The organism is Auraticoccus monumenti (genome assembly GCF_900101785.1).
Classification (GTDB): Bacteria; Actinomycetota; Actinomycetes; order Propionibacteriales; family Propionibacteriaceae; genus Auraticoccus; species Auraticoccus monumenti.
This window is the reverse complement of sequence record NZ_LT629688.1, coordinates 484,852-502,466: the sequence shown is the minus strand read 5'-3', so window position 1 is coordinate 502,466 and position 17,615 is coordinate 484,852. Positions and strand designations below refer to the sequence as shown.

General features: G+C 73.4%; 16 protein-coding genes. 5 read left to right on the top strand and 11 right to left on the bottom strand.

What is annotated here, in order from left to right:
* The first annotated feature begins 490 nt into the window (after nucleotides 1-490).
* Nucleotides 491-856 (top strand): L-rhamnose mutarotase, encoded by a 366-nt coding sequence (locus BLT52_RS02335; protein ID WP_090590261.1) that lies wholly within the window; start codon nucleotides 491-493, stop codon nucleotides 854-856.
* Nucleotides 849-1,988, top strand: coding sequence for an oxygenase MpaB family protein (locus BLT52_RS02330; protein WP_157676928.1), 1,140 nt, complete (start codon nucleotides 849-851; stop codon nucleotides 1,986-1,988). Before BLT52_RS02335 ends, BLT52_RS02330 begins: the two co-directional genes overlap by 8 nt.
* A 49-nt stretch (nucleotides 1,989-2,037) precedes the next feature.
* Here the strand turns inward: BLT52_RS02330 and BLT52_RS02325 are convergent, their stop codons facing one another.
* A complete protein-coding gene (locus BLT52_RS02325) occupies nucleotides 2,038-2,982 on the bottom strand; it encodes an NADP-dependent oxidoreductase (RefSeq protein ID WP_090590257.1) in 945 nt (314 codons plus the stop codon).
* A 95-nt stretch (nucleotides 2,983-3,077) separates the two neighbouring features.
* Here BLT52_RS02325 and BLT52_RS02320 point away from each other — a divergent pair, with 95 nt between their 5' ends.
* A complete protein-coding gene (locus BLT52_RS02320) occupies nucleotides 3,078-3,611 on the top strand; it encodes a MarR family winged helix-turn-helix transcriptional regulator (protein WP_090590256.1) in 534 nt (177 codons plus the stop codon).
* Between the two features lie 20 nt (nucleotides 3,612-3,631).
* On the opposite strand, the gene BLT52_RS02315 is transcribed toward BLT52_RS02320, so the two are convergent.
* The gene (locus tag BLT52_RS02315) at nucleotides 3,632-4,960 is read right to left on the bottom strand and encodes an FAD-binding oxidoreductase (protein ID WP_090590253.1); all 1,329 of its coding nucleotides are present in this window, start codon (nucleotides 4,958-4,960) and stop codon (nucleotides 3,632-3,634) included.
* Nucleotides 4,961-5,030: 70 nt separating this feature from the next.
* Here BLT52_RS02315 and BLT52_RS02310 point away from each other — a divergent pair, with 70 nt between their 5' ends.
* Entirely contained in the window at nucleotides 5,031-5,897 is an 867-nt protein-coding gene (locus tag BLT52_RS02310) for an NmrA/HSCARG family protein (RefSeq protein WP_090590250.1), read from the top strand.
* Here BLT52_RS02310 and BLT52_RS02305 read toward each other — a convergent pair.
* From BLT52_RS02305 to BLT52_RS02270, 8 genes are all read right to left on the bottom strand, one after another.
* The gene (locus BLT52_RS02305) at nucleotides 5,894-6,472 is read right to left on the bottom strand and encodes a TetR/AcrR family transcriptional regulator (protein ID WP_090590248.1); all 579 of its coding nucleotides are present in this window, start codon (nucleotides 6,470-6,472) and stop codon (nucleotides 5,894-5,896) included. The genes BLT52_RS02310 and BLT52_RS02305 overlap by 4 nt on opposite strands.
* Nucleotides 6,473-6,632: 160 nt before the next feature.
* Nucleotides 6,633-8,627: a beta-galactosidase gene (locus BLT52_RS02300; RefSeq protein ID WP_090590246.1), complete on the bottom strand. Its 1,995-nt coding sequence runs from the start codon at nucleotides 8,625-8,627 to the stop codon at nucleotides 6,633-6,635.
* 47 nt (nucleotides 8,628-8,674) lie between these two features.
* Entirely contained in the window at nucleotides 8,675-9,361 is a 687-nt protein-coding gene (locus tag BLT52_RS02295) for a hypothetical protein (RefSeq protein WP_157676927.1), read from the bottom strand.
* A 5-nt stretch (nucleotides 9,362-9,366) separates the two neighbouring features.
* The gene (locus BLT52_RS02290; protein WP_172803975.1) at nucleotides 9,367-10,278 is read right to left on the bottom strand and encodes a carbohydrate ABC transporter permease; all 912 of its coding nucleotides are present in this window, start codon (nucleotides 10,276-10,278) and stop codon (nucleotides 9,367-9,369) included.
* Nucleotides 10,275-11,270, bottom strand: coding sequence for a carbohydrate ABC transporter permease (locus BLT52_RS02285; protein ID WP_090590242.1), 996 nt, complete (start codon nucleotides 11,268-11,270; stop codon nucleotides 10,275-10,277). Before BLT52_RS02285 ends, BLT52_RS02290 begins: the two co-directional genes overlap by 4 nt.
* Nucleotides 11,271-11,318: 48 nt before the next feature.
* Entirely contained in the window at nucleotides 11,319-12,605 is a 1,287-nt protein-coding gene (locus tag BLT52_RS02280; RefSeq protein ID WP_090590239.1) for an ABC transporter substrate-binding protein, read from the bottom strand.
* A 545-nt stretch (nucleotides 12,606-13,150) separates the two neighbouring features.
* Entirely contained in the window at nucleotides 13,151-14,281 is a 1,131-nt protein-coding gene (locus BLT52_RS02275; protein WP_172803974.1) for a Gfo/Idh/MocA family protein, read from the bottom strand.
* Nucleotides 14,278-15,600: a Gfo/Idh/MocA family protein gene (locus BLT52_RS02270; protein ID WP_231946455.1), complete on the bottom strand. Its 1,323-nt coding sequence runs from the start codon at nucleotides 15,598-15,600 to the stop codon at nucleotides 14,278-14,280. The genes BLT52_RS02275 and BLT52_RS02270 overlap by 4 nt, the downstream gene beginning before the upstream one ends.
* Before the next feature lie 187 nt (nucleotides 15,601-15,787).
* Between BLT52_RS02270 and BLT52_RS02265 the strand changes: the two genes are divergently transcribed.
* On the top strand, nucleotides 15,788-16,798 hold the full coding sequence (locus tag BLT52_RS02265; protein ID WP_172803973.1) for a LacI family DNA-binding transcriptional regulator: 1,011 nt from the start codon (nucleotides 15,788-15,790) through the stop codon (nucleotides 16,796-16,798).
* Nucleotides 16,799-16,943: 145 nt separating this feature from the next.
* Here the strand turns inward: BLT52_RS02265 and BLT52_RS02260 are convergent, their stop codons facing one another.
* Nucleotides 16,944-17,591 carry a hypothetical protein gene (locus BLT52_RS02260; RefSeq protein WP_197679157.1) on the bottom strand — a complete coding sequence of 216 codons (648 nt, stop codon included), beginning with the start codon at nucleotides 17,589-17,591 and terminating at the stop codon, nucleotides 16,944-16,946.
* Nucleotides 17,592-17,615 lie beyond the last annotated feature (24 nt).

Here is a 17,615-nt window from a genome sequence, read left to right as displayed (position 1 = left end):
ATCCGGCGGCCCCCATCGCGCGCGGCGGGTACCGGCGTCGCTCGGACGAGGCGGGCGGATCCCGGGCCGGCGGCGTCGATCCCGCACCGATGTCGGTGCACACCTGACGCCGGGAAACGGGTCAGCCCGCGGCCGGGCGACGCCCGTCGCCCGTCGCCCGGTCGACGGGCCGGTGACCGTCCTCGGGCCGTCGTGGTGCCGGCCGGGCACCACCTCGAGGCTGCCCGGCGGTGGACGGCCGTGACGGATTTCGGCCGTCACTCGTCCTCGTGCGGACCCGTGACCCAGGCGTGGCGGGGGCTCTGCTGCCTGCCGGCCATGACTGACCCTCAAATTCCGTCAGCGATCCCGCCCGCCCGCCGCCGTCCCTGGTGGCCGGTCCGGTCCGGCGCCGGCGATCCGGCTGGCCCGCCGCCACCCCGGCCGCCCGTCGGTAGGCTCTCCGGGGGCGGTCGAGGGGCCGGCCCAGCCGAGCCGAGGAGTGCCAGCCATGCCCCAGGACGTCCGCCGCGTGTGCTTCCAGCTGCAGGTCGAGCCGGACCGGATCGAGGAGTACAAGCGTCGTCACGACCCGATCTGGGCCGAGATGGCCGAGGCGCTGGACGCCGCCGGCTGGCACAACTACTCGCTGTTCCTGCGCCCCGACGGCCTGCTGATCGGCTACTTCGAGACCGACTCGCTCGAGCGGGCCCAGGCGGCCATGGCCACCACCGACGTCAACACCCGCTGGCAGGCCGAGATGGGGCAGTTCTTCGTCGACCTGGACGGCGCTCCCGACACCGGCTTCCTGGAGCTGGAGGAGGTCTTCAACCTCGCCGACCAGCTCCAGCGGCACCGCGGTGGCGCTGGTGGCTGAGGAGCCGACCGCGGGGGACGACGGCGCGCTCCTGGCGTGGGCCCTGGCCACGGGCGACCCGCTGGCCGACGACCTGGTGGCCGAGCAGGCCGCGCTGGGCCCCGGCGCCCGTCGCTGGCTCGAGCAGGGACTGCGGGCAGGGGTGGCTTCGCTGTCCGCGGATCCTCCCGCACCCGGGTCGGTCCCGCCCGCGCTGGGGTCGTTCCTGGCCGAGGCCGAGGCGGTGGTCGACGCGGCGGGCGCACGGCTGCTGGCCGAGGGTCCGCTGCCCACCTTCACCACCCCGACCGAGGTGCACGTCATCTCCCTGAGCGCCGGTGCTCTGGTCCGGGTCTACTCCTCGCCGAGCATCGCCGGGGTGCTCGTCGGCACCGGCGACCTCGTCGCCGACGCCCACCGCAGGATCGTGGAGACGGGGCGGTGGCTGGGGACCGCGACCCTCCCCGGGTCGTTGCGGCGCGGCGCCCCGGGGTACGTGGCCACGCTGCAGGTCCGGCTGCTGCACGCCCGCGTCCGGGCCTCCCTCCGGCGCGACCCGCTGCGCCACCAGGACGGGCCCGCGCCCCTGAACCAGCTCGAGCTGGCCCGGACCTGGCTCGACTTCACCCTCACGGTCATGACGGCGGAGGCGCAGCTGGGCTTCGACCTCGACCCCGCCGAGCAGGCGTCCCTCTACCGCTACTGGCGCTGCCTGGGCCGGCTGCTGGGGGTGGACCACCGGCTGCTGGCCGACGTGACCGACCACGACTCCGCCCGCCGTCTCGACGCCCTGGTCGCGCGCGGGACCGAGGCACCCGCGGCCGCCTCGGCCACCCTCACCGCCGCGAGCCTGACCGCCGTCGCCGCCGAGCTGCGCCGGACGACCCGGTTGCCGCGGTGGGTCGGGAGCCCGGTCCTGGCCGCCGTCGTGCGCCGCGTCCACGGCCACCGGCTGGCCGACGGGCTCGGCGTGCCCAGGGCGCCCCTGGCCGCAGCGCTGCTGACCCCGGTCGTGACCGTGCTGCGCCGGCACCGGAGGTGGCGTCGACGACGTCCCGGGTCCTGGGCGGCTGCGGTCCGTGCCAACCTCGCACGGACCCGCTCGTTCCTGGACGCCGAGACGTCGACCACCGCCTACCAGCACCCGCGCTGACCGCGGCCCGACGCCGACCCGGGTGCTGGACCCGGTCGCCGGTCGGCTCTCAGTCGGTCGCGACGAGGACGACGACCTTGCCCGAGACCGGCGTGACGTCGAGCTCGGCGTGGAAGGCCGGCAGCTCCTCGAGCCGGATCCGGCGGCTGACGTCGATGTTGAGCTCGCCCCGGTCGACCGCTGAGACCAGCCCGGCGAGCTGCTCGGCGTCGCTGCGGACGAAGACGTTCAGCCCGCGGACGTCACGGGCCTCGTCGCTCGGGGCCTGCATCCACACCGTGGTGTTGACCACGACCCCGCCGGACCGCACCAGGCCGGCCTGCCGGACGAGCTCGGAGGGCTCGACCGGGGCCAGGTTGAGCAGCACGTCGACCGGGTCCGCCACCGCCGCGACCACGTCGGTCGTGGTGTGGTCGAGGACCTCGTCCGCCCCCGCGGCGCGGACCCGGTCCGCGCTGCGCGGGCTCGCCGTGGCGATGACGTGGGCCCCGGCGTTCTTGGCCAGCTGCACCGCGTAGCCACCGACCGCGCCACCGGCGCCGTTGACCAGCAGCCGCTGCCCGGCGGTGAGCCCGCCGAGCTCGAACAGCGCCTGGTACGCGGTCAGACCGACCACCGGCAGGGCCGCCGCGTCGGCGAGCGGGACGCTGGAGGGGGCCGCGGTCAGGATGTCGGCGGTCGCGATGGCGTACTCCGCCGCGGCGCCGTCGCCCACCATCGGGAGGAACCCGATGACCGCGTCGCCGACCGCCACGGAGTCGACGCCCTGACCGAGCGCGTCGACCGTCCCGGCCACGTCGATGCCGGGGGTGTGCGGGAGGGCGACCGGGAACGGGCCCTGGAGCCCGCCGCCGCGGATGCCGGCGTCGACGCCGTTGAACGACGTGGACGCGACGCGGATCCGGACCTCACCCGCGGCGGGGACGGGCACCGGCACGTCCTCGGCGCGGAGGACCCCGGCGTCGCCGTACTCGTGGAAGCGCACTGCCTTCATGTCGATCTTCTCTCTCTGGGAACCAAGTGCTTCGAGTTCGAAGCAACATCTGCAACGTAGCACTGCTTCGAAGTCGAAACAAGTACGATGGCGGAATGACCCCACCGGACCAGCCCCCGCCGCTCGAACCCGCCGAGCTGAGCGCGTACTTCGCGCTGATCGAGGTGAGCAGCCTGCTGCGGCACACGATCGAGCAGCAGCTGCGCGAGGCCGGTGACCTCAGCTACGTCCAGTTCCAGCTCCTGGCCACCCTCGGCGACGCCGCGGACGGCAGCCGGCGCATGACCGAGCTGGCCGACGGGGTGGTCTACAGCCGCAGCGGGCTGACCTACCAGGTCGGCCTCCTGGAGCAGGCCGGACTGGTCGCCCGCGCTCCCTCCGCCGAGGACGACCGCGGGGTGACGGTGACGGTCACCGAGGCGGGCCGGGACGTGCTCGCCCGGGTTTTCCCGGGTCACATCGAGGTCCTGCGGGAGCTCTTCCTGGAGCCGCTGTCGGGTGCGGACGTCCGGACCCTCGACCGCGTGCTCGGTGTGGTCCGTGACCACATGCGTGCCGTCCCGCCACGCTCGGCCAGGTCGCGACGCAAGGGTGCGGCGCGGCGGCGTCCCGCAGTGGACGACGCCTGACGCCGGCAGGTCCCGGAGGGTCACCCGAGCAGTCGCGAGCGCCTGAGGCGGGCCCCGGGGTCCACGGCGTCGGCGACCGCCGCCGCCCGCTCCCGGACGTCGGCCGGCAGTGCGTCGGGCACGGTCGCGGCGCCCTCGACCCAGGAGCCCGGGGTCGTCCCGGCGTCGGCGGCCGACCACACCTCACGAGCCCGGGCGAAGGTCGCCTCGACGCGGTCCCGGGGGAAGAGGGTGAGCGGGGCGACCGCGTGGTAGATGAAGTCCCCGGGCGGCGCCACCACGGCCCCGGCGCGCCTGGTCGGTGCACCGGCGACGTGGCGGATCTCCATCATCACCACCGCGGCGTCCTCGGACGCCGCGGTCGCGAGGAGCGCCCCGGCGATCTCGGGGGTCGACGCGTCGAGCCAGCGGGCGTCCCCGATGGCGGCGGTGGCGGTCGGGGGGTCGAGGTGGATCCGGGCCAGGCCGGCGGCGTCGGTCGGGCCCCAGGTGTCGGAGACCGGGTCCGCCACCGCGCGCAGCGCGTCGAGCAGCGGCGCCGCGGCGCCCGGCCCGTCGGGGTCGGCGATCGCCAGGTGGACCGCCACCCTCCCGTGCAGCTCCGCGGGGAACGGCGGCAGCGGCGGCACGTGCAGCACGGCGATGCTGGAGGAGACCGTGCTGCCCAGGGTGCCGATCGTCCGGGACCAGGCGGCGAGCAGCTCCGGCAGCGCCTCGCCCTGCCACAGCAGCGCCCCGGCGTGCAGGTCCGGCGCCGGGAAGAGGTCCAGCTCCAGGGTGTGGGCGACCCCCACGCCGCCCGCCCCGCGGAAGGCCCAGACGGCCTCCCGGTCGAGCTCGTCGGGGGCCTCGTCGGACGCGGTCCGGGAGCGACCGGCGGCGTCGACGTAGTGGACGGCGCGGAGGGCCCCGCTGGACAGCCCGTCGCGGCGGACCAGCCAGCCGATGCCCCCGCCGAAGGTGTAGCCCGACACCGAGACGCTCGGCGCCGATCCGGCCAGCCCGAGCAGGCCGTGCTGCTCGGCGGCGGCGTTGACCGCGGCCCAGGTGGCCCCGGCGCCGACGACCGCGACGCGGCGCTCCGGGTCGATCGAGACGGCGTCGAGCCCCGAGGTGTCGAGCAGGACCGTCCCCTCGTCCACCGGTGCGCCGGCTCCGTGGCCGGTGGCCTGGGGGACCACCTCGAGACGAGTGCCCGAGGAGCGGGCGAGCAGGGCCACCTCCTCGAGCGCGGGGGCGAGGTCCTCGGGGCGGGAGACGACGGCGACCCGCACGGGTCGCTGCTCGGTGGAGGAGTTGTGGGGCTGGGTGGCGGCGGCGTACGGCTCTGAACCGGGTGCGACGAGCATGCCGCCAGCATAGGGGAATAGTGGAGGATTTCCTCCGCTTACACCGACACCTACTTCGATCGGAGATCCCATGACCCACACCCAGCCCGTCGCCGTGATCGGCGCCACCGGACACCAGGGCGGGAGCGTGGTGGACGCCCTGCTCGCCGAGGGGCAGACGGTCCGCGCCTTCGTCCGCGACCCGTCCTCCGCCAGCGCCCGATCCCTCGGCGACCGCGGCGTCGAGCTCGTCGTCGCCGACCAGGAGGACGACGCGTCGCTCGACCAGCCCCTCCGTGACGTCGCCGCGCTCTTCCTGATGACCACGTTCGAGGGTCCCGACGGCACCGAGGGGGAGGCCCGCCGCGGCATCAGGGTCGCCGACGCCGCCGCTCGCGCCGGCGTGCCGCACGTCGTGTACTCCTCGGTCGGAGGGGCGGAGCGGGGGACCGGGATCCCCCACTTCGAGAGCAAGCGCCGGGTCGAGCAGCGGCTCGCCGAGGTCGTCCCGACCACCCTCCTCCGGCCGACCTTCTTCATGGAGAACCTGGCCCCGCAGCTGGACGGCGCGGGCCACGGTGAGCTGGTGCTGCGGATGCCGGTGCCCGGCGACGTGGCCATCCAGATGGTCGCCGTCCGCGACATCGGTGCGGCCGCCGCGCGCGCCCTGCTGGACCGGGCCGCCGTCGGCGGCGGGGCCGTCGAGCTCGCCGGCGACGAGCTCACCATGGACCAGGCGGCCGAGAGGGTGGGCGCCGTGCTGGGACGCCCGACGCGCTACGAGAGCCTGCCGGTCGAGGTGCTCGGTGACGACGAGGACATGATGGCGATGTTCCGGTGGTTCACCACCGTCCCCGCCTACCAGGCCGACTTCGCCCTCACCCGCCAGCTCGTCCCCGACGTGCGGGACCTCACCGCCTGGGTGGCGGACGTGACCCGGGCCGGGGCGGCCGCCTAGGACCCGTCGGGGTCGGAGGCGATGCCGCGCAGGAACACCGCGCGCTGCTCCGCGGCGGCCTCGGCCCAGCCGGGGACGTTGGACATCGGCTGCGCGAGCATCGCCCCGAACCGCACCACGGTCCCTGCCGTCACCTCCGGGCGGACCGAACCGTCCTGGTGACCACGCTCCACGATCGCGCCCATGGTCTCCCTCATCCGCTGCCGCAGCTCCGCGGACTCGGTGCCCTCGGTCATCGGCGCGCCGTGCAGGGGCAGCGCCAGCTCGTCGCGGTGGGCGAAGGTCTGGTGCAGGAACCGGCTGATGGCGTCGTGACCGGTCTCGCCGGAGACCAGCGCGTCCTCGGCCTCGGCCAGGATCAGCCGGTAGGCGCGGACGGCCATCGCCTCCAGCAGCGCCTCCCGGTTGGGGTAGCGGCGGTAGAGCGTGCCGATCCCCACCCCCGCCTCGGCGGCGATCTGCTCCAGCGGGACGAACCTGCCCTCGGCCAGACCCGAGCGCACGGCGGCCGCCAGCAGCCGCTCGGCGTTCTCCGCGGCGTCCTTGCGGAGCCGGCGGCCAGGTGTGGACGTCATGGGCTCACGACCCTACGCCGGGCGGGAGGACCGCCCGGCCGGGGTCCGCCACGACCGGCCGCGGCCCGCGGACCCGCCGTCAGGACCTGCTTCCCACGACCCGTCAGGCCTCCCACGGACCTGTCGGGTCGTCAGGAGCGCGTCCTGACGGCGCAGGGCGTCAGGGGCGGAGCAGCACCCAGCCGAAGGACGGCAGCTCCACCCGGCCGGTGCCGAGCTCGTCGGAGGAGGCCAGCGTGGTGTGGTCGCCGAGGTCGACGACCACCGGCTCGGTGCCGTGGTTGATCAGGGTCACCACGTCACCGCGGCGGGCGGCCTCCACGGTGACGGGGAGTCCGCTCCACACCGGCTCGACCCCGACCTGCTCCAGCAGCCAGCCGACCAGGACGTCCGTGCCGTCCTCGTCGGGGACGGTGGCCAGGTGCCAGCCGGTGCCGGAGCCGACGGCCCGGCGGGTCAGCGCCGGCCAGCCGTCCAGGCGCCCGCTCTCGAAGGTAGCCACCACCTCGGCCGGGCCCTCGACGTCCTCGACGTGCACCTCCTCGGCGAACAGCCCGCCGGTGAAGGCCGGCAGGTCGCCGGCGGTCGCCCGCACCGGCGCGCTGGACTGGCCGGTGCCGCCGGGGTGGTCCAGGGCGCCGAAGTCCTCCAGCCAGACCCCCAGGGCCGGGCCCAGCTGGGTCAGGTAGCCGCCCGCCCGGAAGCGGTCGTCGGAGTCGACGACGTCGGTGAACGGGGTGACCAGCAGGTGGCCGCCACGCTCGGCGAAGGCCAGCAGGTTGGCCGCGCCGTCGGCGGTCAGCAGGTAGGTCTGCGGCAGCACCACCAGCGAGTACGCCGACAGGTCACCGGTGGGCGGGACCAGGTCGACCATCACGTGGCGACGGTGCAGCGCCCGGTACCAGCGCTGGACCAGCGGCAGCAGCTCGAGGACCACCGGGTGGTCGGGGTTCTCCACCGCCCACCAGCTGTCCCAGTCCAGCACCAGCGCGACCCTGGCCTCGCCACCGGGGGCGGGCAGCTCGGGCAGCGCGGCCAGGTCCGCGCCCAGCTCCACCACCTCCCGCCAGGTCCGGGTGCGGGTGCCGGCGTGCGGCAGCATCGCGGAGTGGAACTTCTCCGACCCGCCGGCGGACTGGCGCCACTGGAAGAACAGCACGCCGTCGGCACCCCGCGCCACGGCCTGCATGCTGATCGCGGCCATCTGCCCCGGCGCCTTGGGGGCGTTGGTGGGTCGCCAGTTCAGCGCGTTGGTGGACTGCTCCATCAGCAGCCAAGGCTTCCCGGGCTTCAGCGAGCGCATCAGGTCGCGGGCGAAGGCGGCCGCACGGAAGGACTCGGGGTCGTTGGGGTCGGGGTAGGCGTCGTCGGAGACCACGTCCACCTCCGCGGCCCAGCGCCAGTAGTCCAGCGGCGGGTGGGCGCCCATGAAGTTGGTGGTGATCGGCTGGGTCGCGCCGGCGTCGCGGATGATGTCGCGCTCGGTGGTGTAGAGCTCCAGGAAGGAGTCGCTGGTGTAGCGGGAGAAGTCCAGCAGCTGGGTGGGGTTGACGCTGTACGGCGCCTTCCGCGGCGGCAGCACCTCCTCGAAGGAGTCGTAGCGCTGGGACCAGAACGCGGTGCCCCACGCCCGGTTGAGCTCGGTGACGTCGCCGTAGCGGGCCCGCAGCCACGCCCGGAACCCCACCGCCGCGGCGTCGGAGTAGTCCACCGGCAGGTGGCAGGCGTACTCGTTGTTGACGTGCCACATCACCACGCCGGGGTGCTCGGCGTAGCGCTCGGCGATGGTGCGCGTCAGCTCGGCCGCCAGCCGGCGGTAGTCCGGGGAGGCGTGGGAGTACTGCTGGCGGCTGCCCGGCCAGTAGGTGGCGCCGTCGGCGTCCTGGGCCAGCACCCCGGGGTAGGTCCTGGTGACCCACGGCGGGGGTGAGGCGGTGGCGGTCGCGAGGTCGACCGCGATCCCGCCCTCGTGCAGCAGCTCGATCACCTCGTCCAGCCACTCCAGGTCGAAGACCCCCTCCCGTGGGGAGATCCGGGCCCAGGAGAAGATCCCGACGCTCACCATGGTGACGCCGGCCTCCTGCATCCGGGCGACGTCCTCGCGCCACACCTCGCTGGGCCACTGCTCGGGGTTGTAGTCGCCGCCGTAGTGCACGGGTCGGTCCTCTCTGGCGCCTCCGTGGCGCCGGGTGGGTGGGACGGTCAGCCGCGGGCGAGGAGTCGCTCGGGCACGGCCAGGGAGGCGAAGACCAGCAGGCCCAGGCCGGGGAGCACCAGGGGCGGCAGCTGCCAGGTCAGCAGGGCCACGAAACCGACCGCGACCGCGACGTAGCAGGCGCCCACGGGGTCCGTGCCGAGCTCCTGGGGGACCGCCCGCAGGGCCGCGCGCCACCCGGTCGCGGGGGACCAGGCGCGCGCGGCGACCACCAGCACGGTGCCGAGCACGGCCAGGCCGACCCAGCCGGCGACCACGACGACCCGACCACCCGGCAGCACGCCGGCGGTGCCGAGGGCGACGTCGAGGGCGAGGGCCGTGCCGAGCAGGAGGGTGACCAGCCCCACCAGCAGCGAACCCAGCACCCCCTGGCGCAGGTCGGCCAGCACCTCACCGACCCCGTGCGACTCGGCCAGCAGGTAGCGCCGCAGGTGCCGGACGCCGAGCGCCAGGGCTAGCGGCAGGGTGATCAGGGGGAGTGCGACGAGCAGCACGACGACCCCGGCGACCATCACCTCGCCGAACAGGGCGAAGGCCCCGGTGGCACCGGGCCAGCGGCCCGGCCCCTGCTCGGAGCGGACCGGGCCCGACCCCGACAGGGCCTCCCGGCGTTCGGCCCGAGCACGCTGACGCGGCGACCGGCGTCCTGCCGGTGCTCGTCTGCTCGGGGCCACGGGGGTCAGCCTTTCAGACCCTGCGTCGCCACGCCCGTCACGATGAACCGCTGGAAGACGATGAAGAAGATCAGCACCGGCAGCAGGGCCAGCAGCGACACGGCCACGGTGGCGCCGTAGTCCGACGTGCTGGTGGCGTCGTTGTAGAGCCGCAGCGCGATCGGCAGCGGGTACTTCTCGGGGCTGGTGACGTAGAGCAGCGGGGACAGGAAGTCGTTCCAGGTCCAGATGAAGGCGAAGATCGAGGAGGTGATCACCGCCGGGCGGATCAGCGGCAGGATGATCGACACGAAGGTGCGGAAGTGCCCCGCGCCGTCGATCCGGGCCGCCTCGTCCAGCTCCCGCGGCAGCCCCCGGATGAACTGGACCATCAGGAAAACGAAGAACGCCTCGATGGCCAGGAACTTGGGCAGGATCAGCGGGATGTAGGTGTCGATCAGGTCGAGGCGCTGGAAGATGATGTACTGCGGGATCAGCAGCACGTGGAACGGCAGCAGCAGCGTGCCGATCATGGCGGCGAAGAAGAGCCGCGCGCCGACGAACTGGATCCGGGCGAAGGCGTAGGCGGCCATCGCCGAGGACAGCACGGTGCCCACCACCGACAGCCCGGCGATCAGCAGCGAGTTGGCGAAGTAGCGCCACAGCGGTGTCCCGGCGATGCCCTCGACCACCTTGAAGAAGTTGGCCACCGTCGGCTCGTCCGGCAGCAGCCCCCGGTTGGAGCCGAACTCCGGCGAGGGCTTGAAGCTGGCGAAGACGAGCCACACCAGCGGGTAGAGCACCAGCACGGTCAGCAGGACCATCGCGACGACCCAGAGCACGGGGCCGAGACGACGGCGGGCCGGCTTGCGTCGGGGCGCCGGCGTGGGAGCGGCGGGACCGGTGCTGCCGGCCCGGACGGTCGTGGACGTGCTCACTTGTTGTCGCCTCCGTAGTGCACCCAGGACCTGGAGGTGCGGAACAGCACCGCCGCGATGATCGCCACCACGATGAGCAGCACCCAGGCCATGGCCGAGGCGTAGCCCATCTGGCGGTCGGAGAAGGCGCGGCTGTACAGGTACAGGGTGTAGAAGTTCGTCTGCCCGGCCGGGCCGCCGGAGCCGTTGGAGATGATGTAGGCCGAGGAGAACACCTGGAAGGCGTTGATCGTCTCCAGCAGCAGGTTGAAGAAGATGACCGGGGACAGCATCGGCAGGGTCACCCGGAAGAACTTGCTCACGGGGCTGGCGCCGTCGACGTCGGCGGCCTCGTACAGCTCCTTGGGCACCTGCTTCAGCCCCGCCAGGAAGATGACCATGGGGGCGCCGAACTGCCAGACCGCCAGGATGATCATCATCGGCAGCACCAGCTTGACGTTGCCCACCCAGCCGCCGAGGTCGAGCCCGATCGCGCCCAGACCGGTGTCGACCGGGCCCTCGGAGTTGAACATGGCCCGCCACACGATGGCCACGCTGACGCTCGCCCCGATCAGCGACGGGGCGTAGAACGCGGAGCGGAAGAAGGCCGAGCCGCGGTCGTGGTAGTTGAGCATCATGGCCACGGCGAGCGCGGCGGCGAGCTTGATCGGTGTGCCCAGGAAGACGTAGATGGCGGTGACCTGGACCGACTGCAGGTACGTCGGGTCGTTGGTGAACAGCCGGACGTAGTTGTCCAGACCCACCCACTTCGGGTCCCCGAAGAGGTTGTACCGGGTGAACGACAGGTACAGGGAGACGACCATGGGACCCACGGTCAGCCCGACGAAGCCGATCATCCAGGGCAGCAGCAAGGCGTACCCGGCGACGGAGTCCCGGCCGAGACGCGGCTTGCGCGCCTTCGGCGGCCGGTCGCCCGCACGGACGTCGACCTCCGTGCGGGCGGCCGTCACGGCCACCGGAGTGTGCGCCGGGTAGGCGCTGGTGTCGGTCATGCTCGTTCCTCCAGGTGGTCGTGACGGGTCAGCGGGTGGGCGGCCAGATCAGATCAGGTTCTCCATCTCGCGGAAGATCTGGTCGACCGCCTCGTCCACGGTGATGACCCCCAGGCCGAGGTCGGTGCCGGTGGTGCGGAACTCCTCCTCGACGCTGCCGAAGCCGTTGATCGGGGCCGGCGGGGCGGCACCCAGGCGGGGGGCGATGGACTCCTCGTAGGCCTTGATGTCGCTGTCCATGTCACCCAGGTCGACGCCCTCGAGCTGGGAGCTGGAGGCGGGCAGACCACGGTTGGTGCCGAAGGCGGCGCCGACCTCGGGGGAGTTCACCAGGAAGTCGACGAGGGCCACAGACTCCTCGGGGTGCTCGGTCTCGGCCGAGATGGTGTGCAGCATCGACGGCTTCAGGTACAGGTCCTGGGCGCCCTCGACGGTGACGGGCGGCTCGACCATGCTGAGCTCGACGTCCTCGCCCAGGTTGGACTTGTAGTTGGCCCCGAAGTTGTCCCAGGTGAGCTCGCTGGCGCCCAGACCGGCGTCGAAGGCCGACAGCGGGTAGACCTCCTCGGCCTCCTGACCGGAGACGCCGCCGCCGTTCTCCTCCCGGGTCGGCTGGCTGAGGTTGAAGAACTCACGCAGCTGGTCCTTGGTGAAACCGGGCTGGGCGTCCTCGGTGAAGAGCTGGCCGCCCTGGGCCCGCAGCCAGATCTCGAAGTTCTGGATCCGGGTGTAGCCGGTGGTGCCGTCCACCTCGCCGTCGGTGGCCTCCGTCACCGACTTCGACCAGGCGTTGTACTCCTCCCAGCTGCCGCCACCGGGGTAGGGGTCGACCCCGGCCTCGGCCAGCAGGTCGTCGTTCTGGAACAGCGTCCACGCGTTGGTCGAGGTGGGCACGCCGTACTGGGTGCCGTCCACCTTGCCGGTGTCCAGCACCGCGGGGTCCAGGGTCGAGGTCTCCAGCCCGTTGCCGACGTACTCGTCCAGCTCGAGCAGCATGCCCTCCTCGCCGTACTGGCGCAGGTAGGAGTAGTCGAACTGCATCACGTCGGGCAGGTCACCGCCGGCGGCCTCGACCTGGCGCCGCTCCCAGAACTCGGGGAAGCCGAGGAACTGGACGTTGACGGTGACGTCGGGGTTCTGCTGCGTGAAGGCGTCGATGGCCTCGGTGTACATCGCGGCGCGGGCGTCGTTGCCCCAGAAGGCGAAGTCGAGGGTGACCGGCCCCTCCGCGCCCTCCTCGCCACCGCCGCCTCCGCAGGCGCTGAGGACCAGCGCGCCACTCAGGGTCAGGGCGACAGCGGCGGCCGCACGGCGACCTCGGGTGAATGGGAACATCGTTGTCCTTCCGGAACGTCGTTGTCGCTCGGGTCAGGTGGGCGTGAGAAAGCGCTTACCGGTCCGAGGGTAGGTAGTCGTGGGGTCCGATGCAAGCCCGTCCTAAAAACGATTCAATCCTGTGACCGTGCGGCTTCGGGCCGGTGCTTGCCTGACCGGTCTGCCGCCCCCGCCGACTCTGCAGGGCGCCGCGCGAGACCGGGCTGCCGGACGCTCGACTCGCGACCGGTGATCTCCGGCCGCCCCTGCCCGCGTGTATGTCGTCGCGATCGCCACCGGCGTGGCGTGGCGTGTCGCGCTGTACCGAGCCCACGGCGTACAGCCCTGCAGGGCTGACCTGGGTGGAGGTGTCCGCTGTGCTGGCCGTGAGCGCACGCTGGAGCCGCGGTCACCCCAGGAGACGACAGCGGCGCATCCCTGCACACGTGTGGGCCAAGAGGTCGGTACAGCGCGACACGCCGTGACACGCCGGCCGAGAGCGGAACGACATACAGGCGATCAGGGGCGGGGGCGGATCCTGGGGAGGTGTCCGGGGCCGGTGCGGCTCAGCGTGCGGGGACGGTCCTGAGGTCGCGGACGGTGCTCTTCAGACCGGCGCGGTGCGGGTCGGTGCGCAGCTGCTCCGGGGTGACCTCGCTGCCGAGCTCGGCGGAGGCGTAGATCGCCGTGACGATCTCCAGCGCCCGGGCCGGGGCGGTCACCACGTCGGGCAGCGGCCGTCCCCCGGCCAGCGAGGCGTACACCGAGGCGACGAGGTCGTCGTGGGAGCTGGGTCGCTCCGCGGCGGGCAGCGCCCACCCCGCTGCCTCCTCGGTCGTGACGTGCGCGGCAGGGGTGATCCGCCAGTGGTCGTGGCCGTGGCCGTAGAGGTGGTCGAGGGTGACGGTGGCGTGCTCGGTGTCGATCCGCAGCGAGCTGGTCTGGCGCGGGGACAGGACGCTGGCCACCAGCGAGGCCACCGTGCCCCCGGCGAAGCGCACCGTGGCGGTGGAGACGTCCTCGGTCTCGACCTCGCGGTCCAGCCGCCACAGGTCGGCCCGGACCGAGGCCCAGTCGCCGAGCAGGTGGACCATCAGGTCGATCTGGTGGACGCTGTGGCTGAGCGTGGTGCCGCCGCCCTCGGTGGCCCAGCGGCCTCGCCACGGCTCGGCGAAGTAGTCGGCGTCGCGGTACCAGAGGGTGTGGCAGAGAGCCACCAGCGGACGGCCGAGCCGGCCCGAGGTCAGCAGTCCGCGGACGTGCTCGACCGCGCTGCCGGTGCGCTGCTGGAACACCACGGCGAGCTCGCGCCCCGCCCGGCGCGCGGCGTCGGTCATCGCCTCGAGGTCGTCCAGGCTCAGCGCCGGCGGCTTCTCGCAGACCACGTGGGCCCCGGCCGCGACGGCCGCCTCGGTCTGCTCGCGGTGCGGACCTGGCGGGGTGCAGATGTGGACGACGTCGACCTGCTCGGTGGCCAGCAGGGTGGCCAGGTCGTCGTGGACGCGGGGCAGGCTGCCGTCCGGGTCGGGGGTGCACCCGTCGACCAGCGCCTCGGCGCGCTCGCGCTGCTGGTCGGTGACCGCCACCAGGCGGGCGTGCGGGGAGGCCTCGAGGGCCCGGACGTGCAGACGCGACACCGCGCCGGCGCCGACCACCGCCGCCCGCAGCACCCGGCCGGCGCGGGCGGGTCCGCTCACCGCAGGTCCAGCTCGGCGACGACCACGGGCAGACCGGTCTCCAGCGACCGGTTGCCGGCGATGCCGACCGAGACCGCCGCCACGCCGTCCTCCAGACCGGAGACCCGGTGCAGCGGCTCGTCGGTGGTGGTGCGGGAGAACAGGTGCTGCAGCAGGTAGGCGTCACCGCCGCCGTGGCCGCCGACCCCGGCCGGGATCTCCACCTCGGTGGCGCGCTCCCAGTGGCGCTGGAGCAGCAGCCGCTCGCTCTCCGGACGCACCTCGTCGACGCCGAAGTCGGCCGGGGTGGCGGTGGGGTCGACGATGCCGAGGCTCTCGGGGCCCACCACGACGGCCGCCCGCTCGACGACCTCGAGCTCGGCCCGCCCCTCGGTGCCGTTCACCATCACCCGGTAGCCCTCCCAGGGGGAGTGGGCGTTGAGGGAGTAGCTCATGGTGGCGCCGTTGTCGTAGTCGACCAGCAGCGACAGGTTGTCCTCGATGTCGATGCCCTCGTCGAAGACGTCGCGGTCGCGCAGGTAGCCGTCGTGGTGCTCGTTGTCGAGGTAGAGGGCCTTGTTGCGGGCGTCCTGGCTGAGGTCGAGGGCGAAGGGGTCCCCCGCCGCGTGCCCGGTGCCACGCTCGGGGCGGGGACCGAGACCACGGCTCTCGGCGTTCTCGCGGCCGTAGAAGCGCAGGCCGCCGCTGGCGAAGACCCGGGTCGGGTGGGCGTCGATCCACCAGTTGACCAGGTCGAAGTGGTGGGAGGCCTTGTGCACCAGCAGGCCGCCGGAGTTCTGCTTCTGGCGGTGCCAGCGACGGAAGTAGTCCGCGCCGTGGGCGGTGTCCAGCACCCACTCGAAGTGGACGCTGGTCACCTGGCCCACCCGCCCCTCGCTGATCAGCGTCTTGAGGCTGCTGTTGCGCGGGCTGTAGCGGTAGTTGAACGTGGTGACGACCTGACGACCGCTCTCGGCGACGGCGGCCGCGATGCGGCGCACGCCCTCGGCGTCGATGGTCAGCGGCTTCTCCACCACGACGTCGGCGCCGGCGAGCAGCACCCGGGAGACGTACTCGGCGTGGGTGTGGTCCGGGCTGGTCACCACGACGCGGTCCAGGCGCTCCTCGGCCACCATGGCCTCGACGTCGGCGGGGGCCCACCGGCTCGGCAGCGGGGAGCCCGCCGCGGCCACGACGGCGTCGTAGTGGTCCTGGCGGCCGGGGTTGGTGTCGCTCCAGGCGACGAGCTCGGCCTTGTCGGCGTGCTCTCCGGTGATCGCCCCGATGTACATCCCTGCTCGGGAGCCGGTGCCGATGATTCCGTAGCGTTCGCGGGGCATAGTCGTCCTTGACGGTAGAAAGCGTTTTCTGCGGTCCATGTGTACCAGGGGCGAGGATGCCACGTCGAGGGGCCCACCCGACAGGGCGGGGGTGCGGCGTCCCGGCCCCGGACCCCGCCCCTGGGTAGCATCGCGCGGGAACACGGTGTCCGCTCGTCCGGGCCGCGCCGCTGACGAGGGGGTCGAGATGTCTCAGCGAGCTGGGTCGCGCCGCGGGGTGACGATCGCCGACGTCGCCCGGACGGCCGGGGTGTCGCTGGCCACGGTCTCCCGCGTGATGAACGGCCGCCAGACGGTGGACGCCACGCTGGCCGACCGGGTCCGCACCGCCGCCACCGACCTGGGCTACGCCCCCTCCCCGCTGGCCCGCGGCCTGGTCAACGGCCGCACCGACACCGTCGCGCTGATCGTGCCGGACCTGGGGAACCCGAGCTTCCACGGCGTGCTGCACGGTCTCTCCGGTGCTGCGTTGGACGACGGGTTCCGGGTGCTGGTCGCCGACTCCAGGGAGAAGGTGTCCGACGAGCCCGTGCTGGCCCGTGACCTGCGACGTCGTGCGGACGCCATCGTGCTGTGCTCGCCGCGCTCGGAGACCTCGGTGGTCGCCGGCCTGCTGGAGGAGCTGGCCCCGGCAGTGGTGGTCAACCGGCGCGACCTGGAGCAGGACGTGACCAACGTGGTGAACGCCTCGGACCACTGCGCCGAGCTGGTGCTGGAGCACCTGCACTCGCTGGGTCACCGGCGCGTCCTCTACCTCTCCGGCCGGGAGGTGTCGGCCTCCAACGCCGCCCGGCTCGACGGCATCGCCCAGTTCCGCCGGCTCCACCCCGAGATGCAGGTCGAGGTGCGCTTCGGGGGCACCACGCTGGCCGACGGCTGGGGCGCCTGCGACGCCGTGCTCGCGGCCGACGTGACGGCCGTGATGGTCTTCAACGACATGACCGCGTTGGGGCTGCTGGCCGCCCTGGCCGAGCGGGGGGTCCCGGTCCCGGACCGGCTCTCGGTGGCCGGCGTCGACGACGTCCCCTACGCCGCCTACTCCCACCCCCCGCTGACCACGGTGGTCACCGACCCGTCGGCGGTCGGGGCGCAGGCCTGGTGGCGGCTGGGGCTGGTGCCCCAGGACGGCCGCGAGAGCCCGCACCGCGTGGACGCCCGGCTCGTGGTCCGGCGCAGCACCGGCCCGGTGCCGGCGTGACCCTGCCCGCCGCGGCTCCCGGCTGGGCTCCGGTGCCCGGCCGGTCGTCGACCTGACCCGGCGACCGCTCCTGCACCGTGCCACCGGGCAGCACAGCGCCCGGACCGCCGTGAGGCGGACCGGGCGCTGAGGAGTGTGCAGCGGGTCAGTGACCCAGGCCGACCTTGTCGACCCTGCGGTGGTACCGCATCCCGGCGAGGCCACCGAGGACCGCCCCGGCCAGGGCCGCCAGCACCAGCACGACAGCGGTGATGATGCCGCCCGTGGTGAGCGCGCCCTCGTTGACCGGGAGCCTCGGGAACCCGTTGAGGTTGGCCAGGACGTCGAACTGGTTGCCGGCGATCAGCCCCAGGACGGCCACGACCACGGCGATGATCACGGCCCAGAGGAAGACCCCCAGGCCCTGCTTGGCACCGTTGAAGCGGGCCATCCGACCGGCGACGTACCCGCCGGCGAAGTAGGCCACCAGCACGATCACCAGCAGCACGATGCCGCCGACGAGACCGACGGTCTCGGGGTTCTGCGCCGCAGCGGCCGGGTCGACCTGCTGGGCCAGTCCCACCCCGGCGCCGATGGCGGTGAGCAGGGCGGTGAGCAGCACCGCGGTCCCGGTGGCGGTCAGCCACCCGAAGAAGCAGGCACCGAACTTCATGCCCCCGAACTCCTCCTTCTCCCGCGCCACGACCTCCCGGCGGTCACGCCGGGGCGTGCCGGCGACGGTGTCGTCACGGTCCAGGTCGTGGTCGGACGCTCTCGTCCGCTCGCCGTCCTGGGGGTCCATGGCCTGACTCATCTCGCCCTGCTCTCAGTTGGTGGT

Coding starts and splice junctions, on each gene's coding strand:
- BLT52_RS02335 (WP_090590261.1), top strand. CDS start 491: ATGCCCCAGGACGTCCGCCGCGTGTGCTTCCAGCTGCAGGTCGAGCCG.
- BLT52_RS02325 (WP_090590257.1), bottom strand. CDS start 2,982: ATGAAGGCAGTGCGCTTCCACGAGTACGGCGACGCCGGGGTCCTCCGC.
- BLT52_RS02320 (WP_090590256.1), top strand. CDS start 3,078: ATGACCCCACCGGACCAGCCCCCGCCGCTCGAACCCGCCGAGCTGAGC.
- BLT52_RS02315 (WP_090590253.1), bottom strand. CDS start 4,960: ATGCTCGTCGCACCCGGTTCAGAGCCGTACGCCGCCGCCACCCAGCCC.
- BLT52_RS02310 (WP_090590250.1), top strand. CDS start 5,031: ATGACCCACACCCAGCCCGTCGCCGTGATCGGCGCCACCGGACACCAG.
- BLT52_RS02305 (WP_090590248.1), bottom strand. CDS start 6,472: ATGACGTCCACACCTGGCCGCCGGCTCCGCAAGGACGCCGCGGAGAAC.
- BLT52_RS02285 (WP_090590242.1), bottom strand. CDS start 11,270: ATGACCGACACCAGCGCCTACCCGGCGCACACTCCGGTGGCCGTGACG.
- BLT52_RS02280 (WP_090590239.1), bottom strand. CDS start 12,605: ATGTTCCCATTCACCCGAGGTCGCCGTGCGGCCGCCGCTGTCGCCCTG.
- BLT52_RS02270 (WP_231946455.1), bottom strand. CDS start 15,600: ATGCCCCGCGAACGCTACGGAATCATCGGCACCGGCTCCCGAGCAGGG.
- BLT52_RS02265 (WP_172803973.1), top strand. CDS start 15,788: ATGTCTCAGCGAGCTGGGTCGCGCCGCGGGGTGACGATCGCCGACGTC.
- BLT52_RS02260 (WP_197679157.1), bottom strand. CDS start 17,591: ATGAGTCAGGCCATGGACCCCCAGGACGGCGAGCGGACGAGAGCGTCC.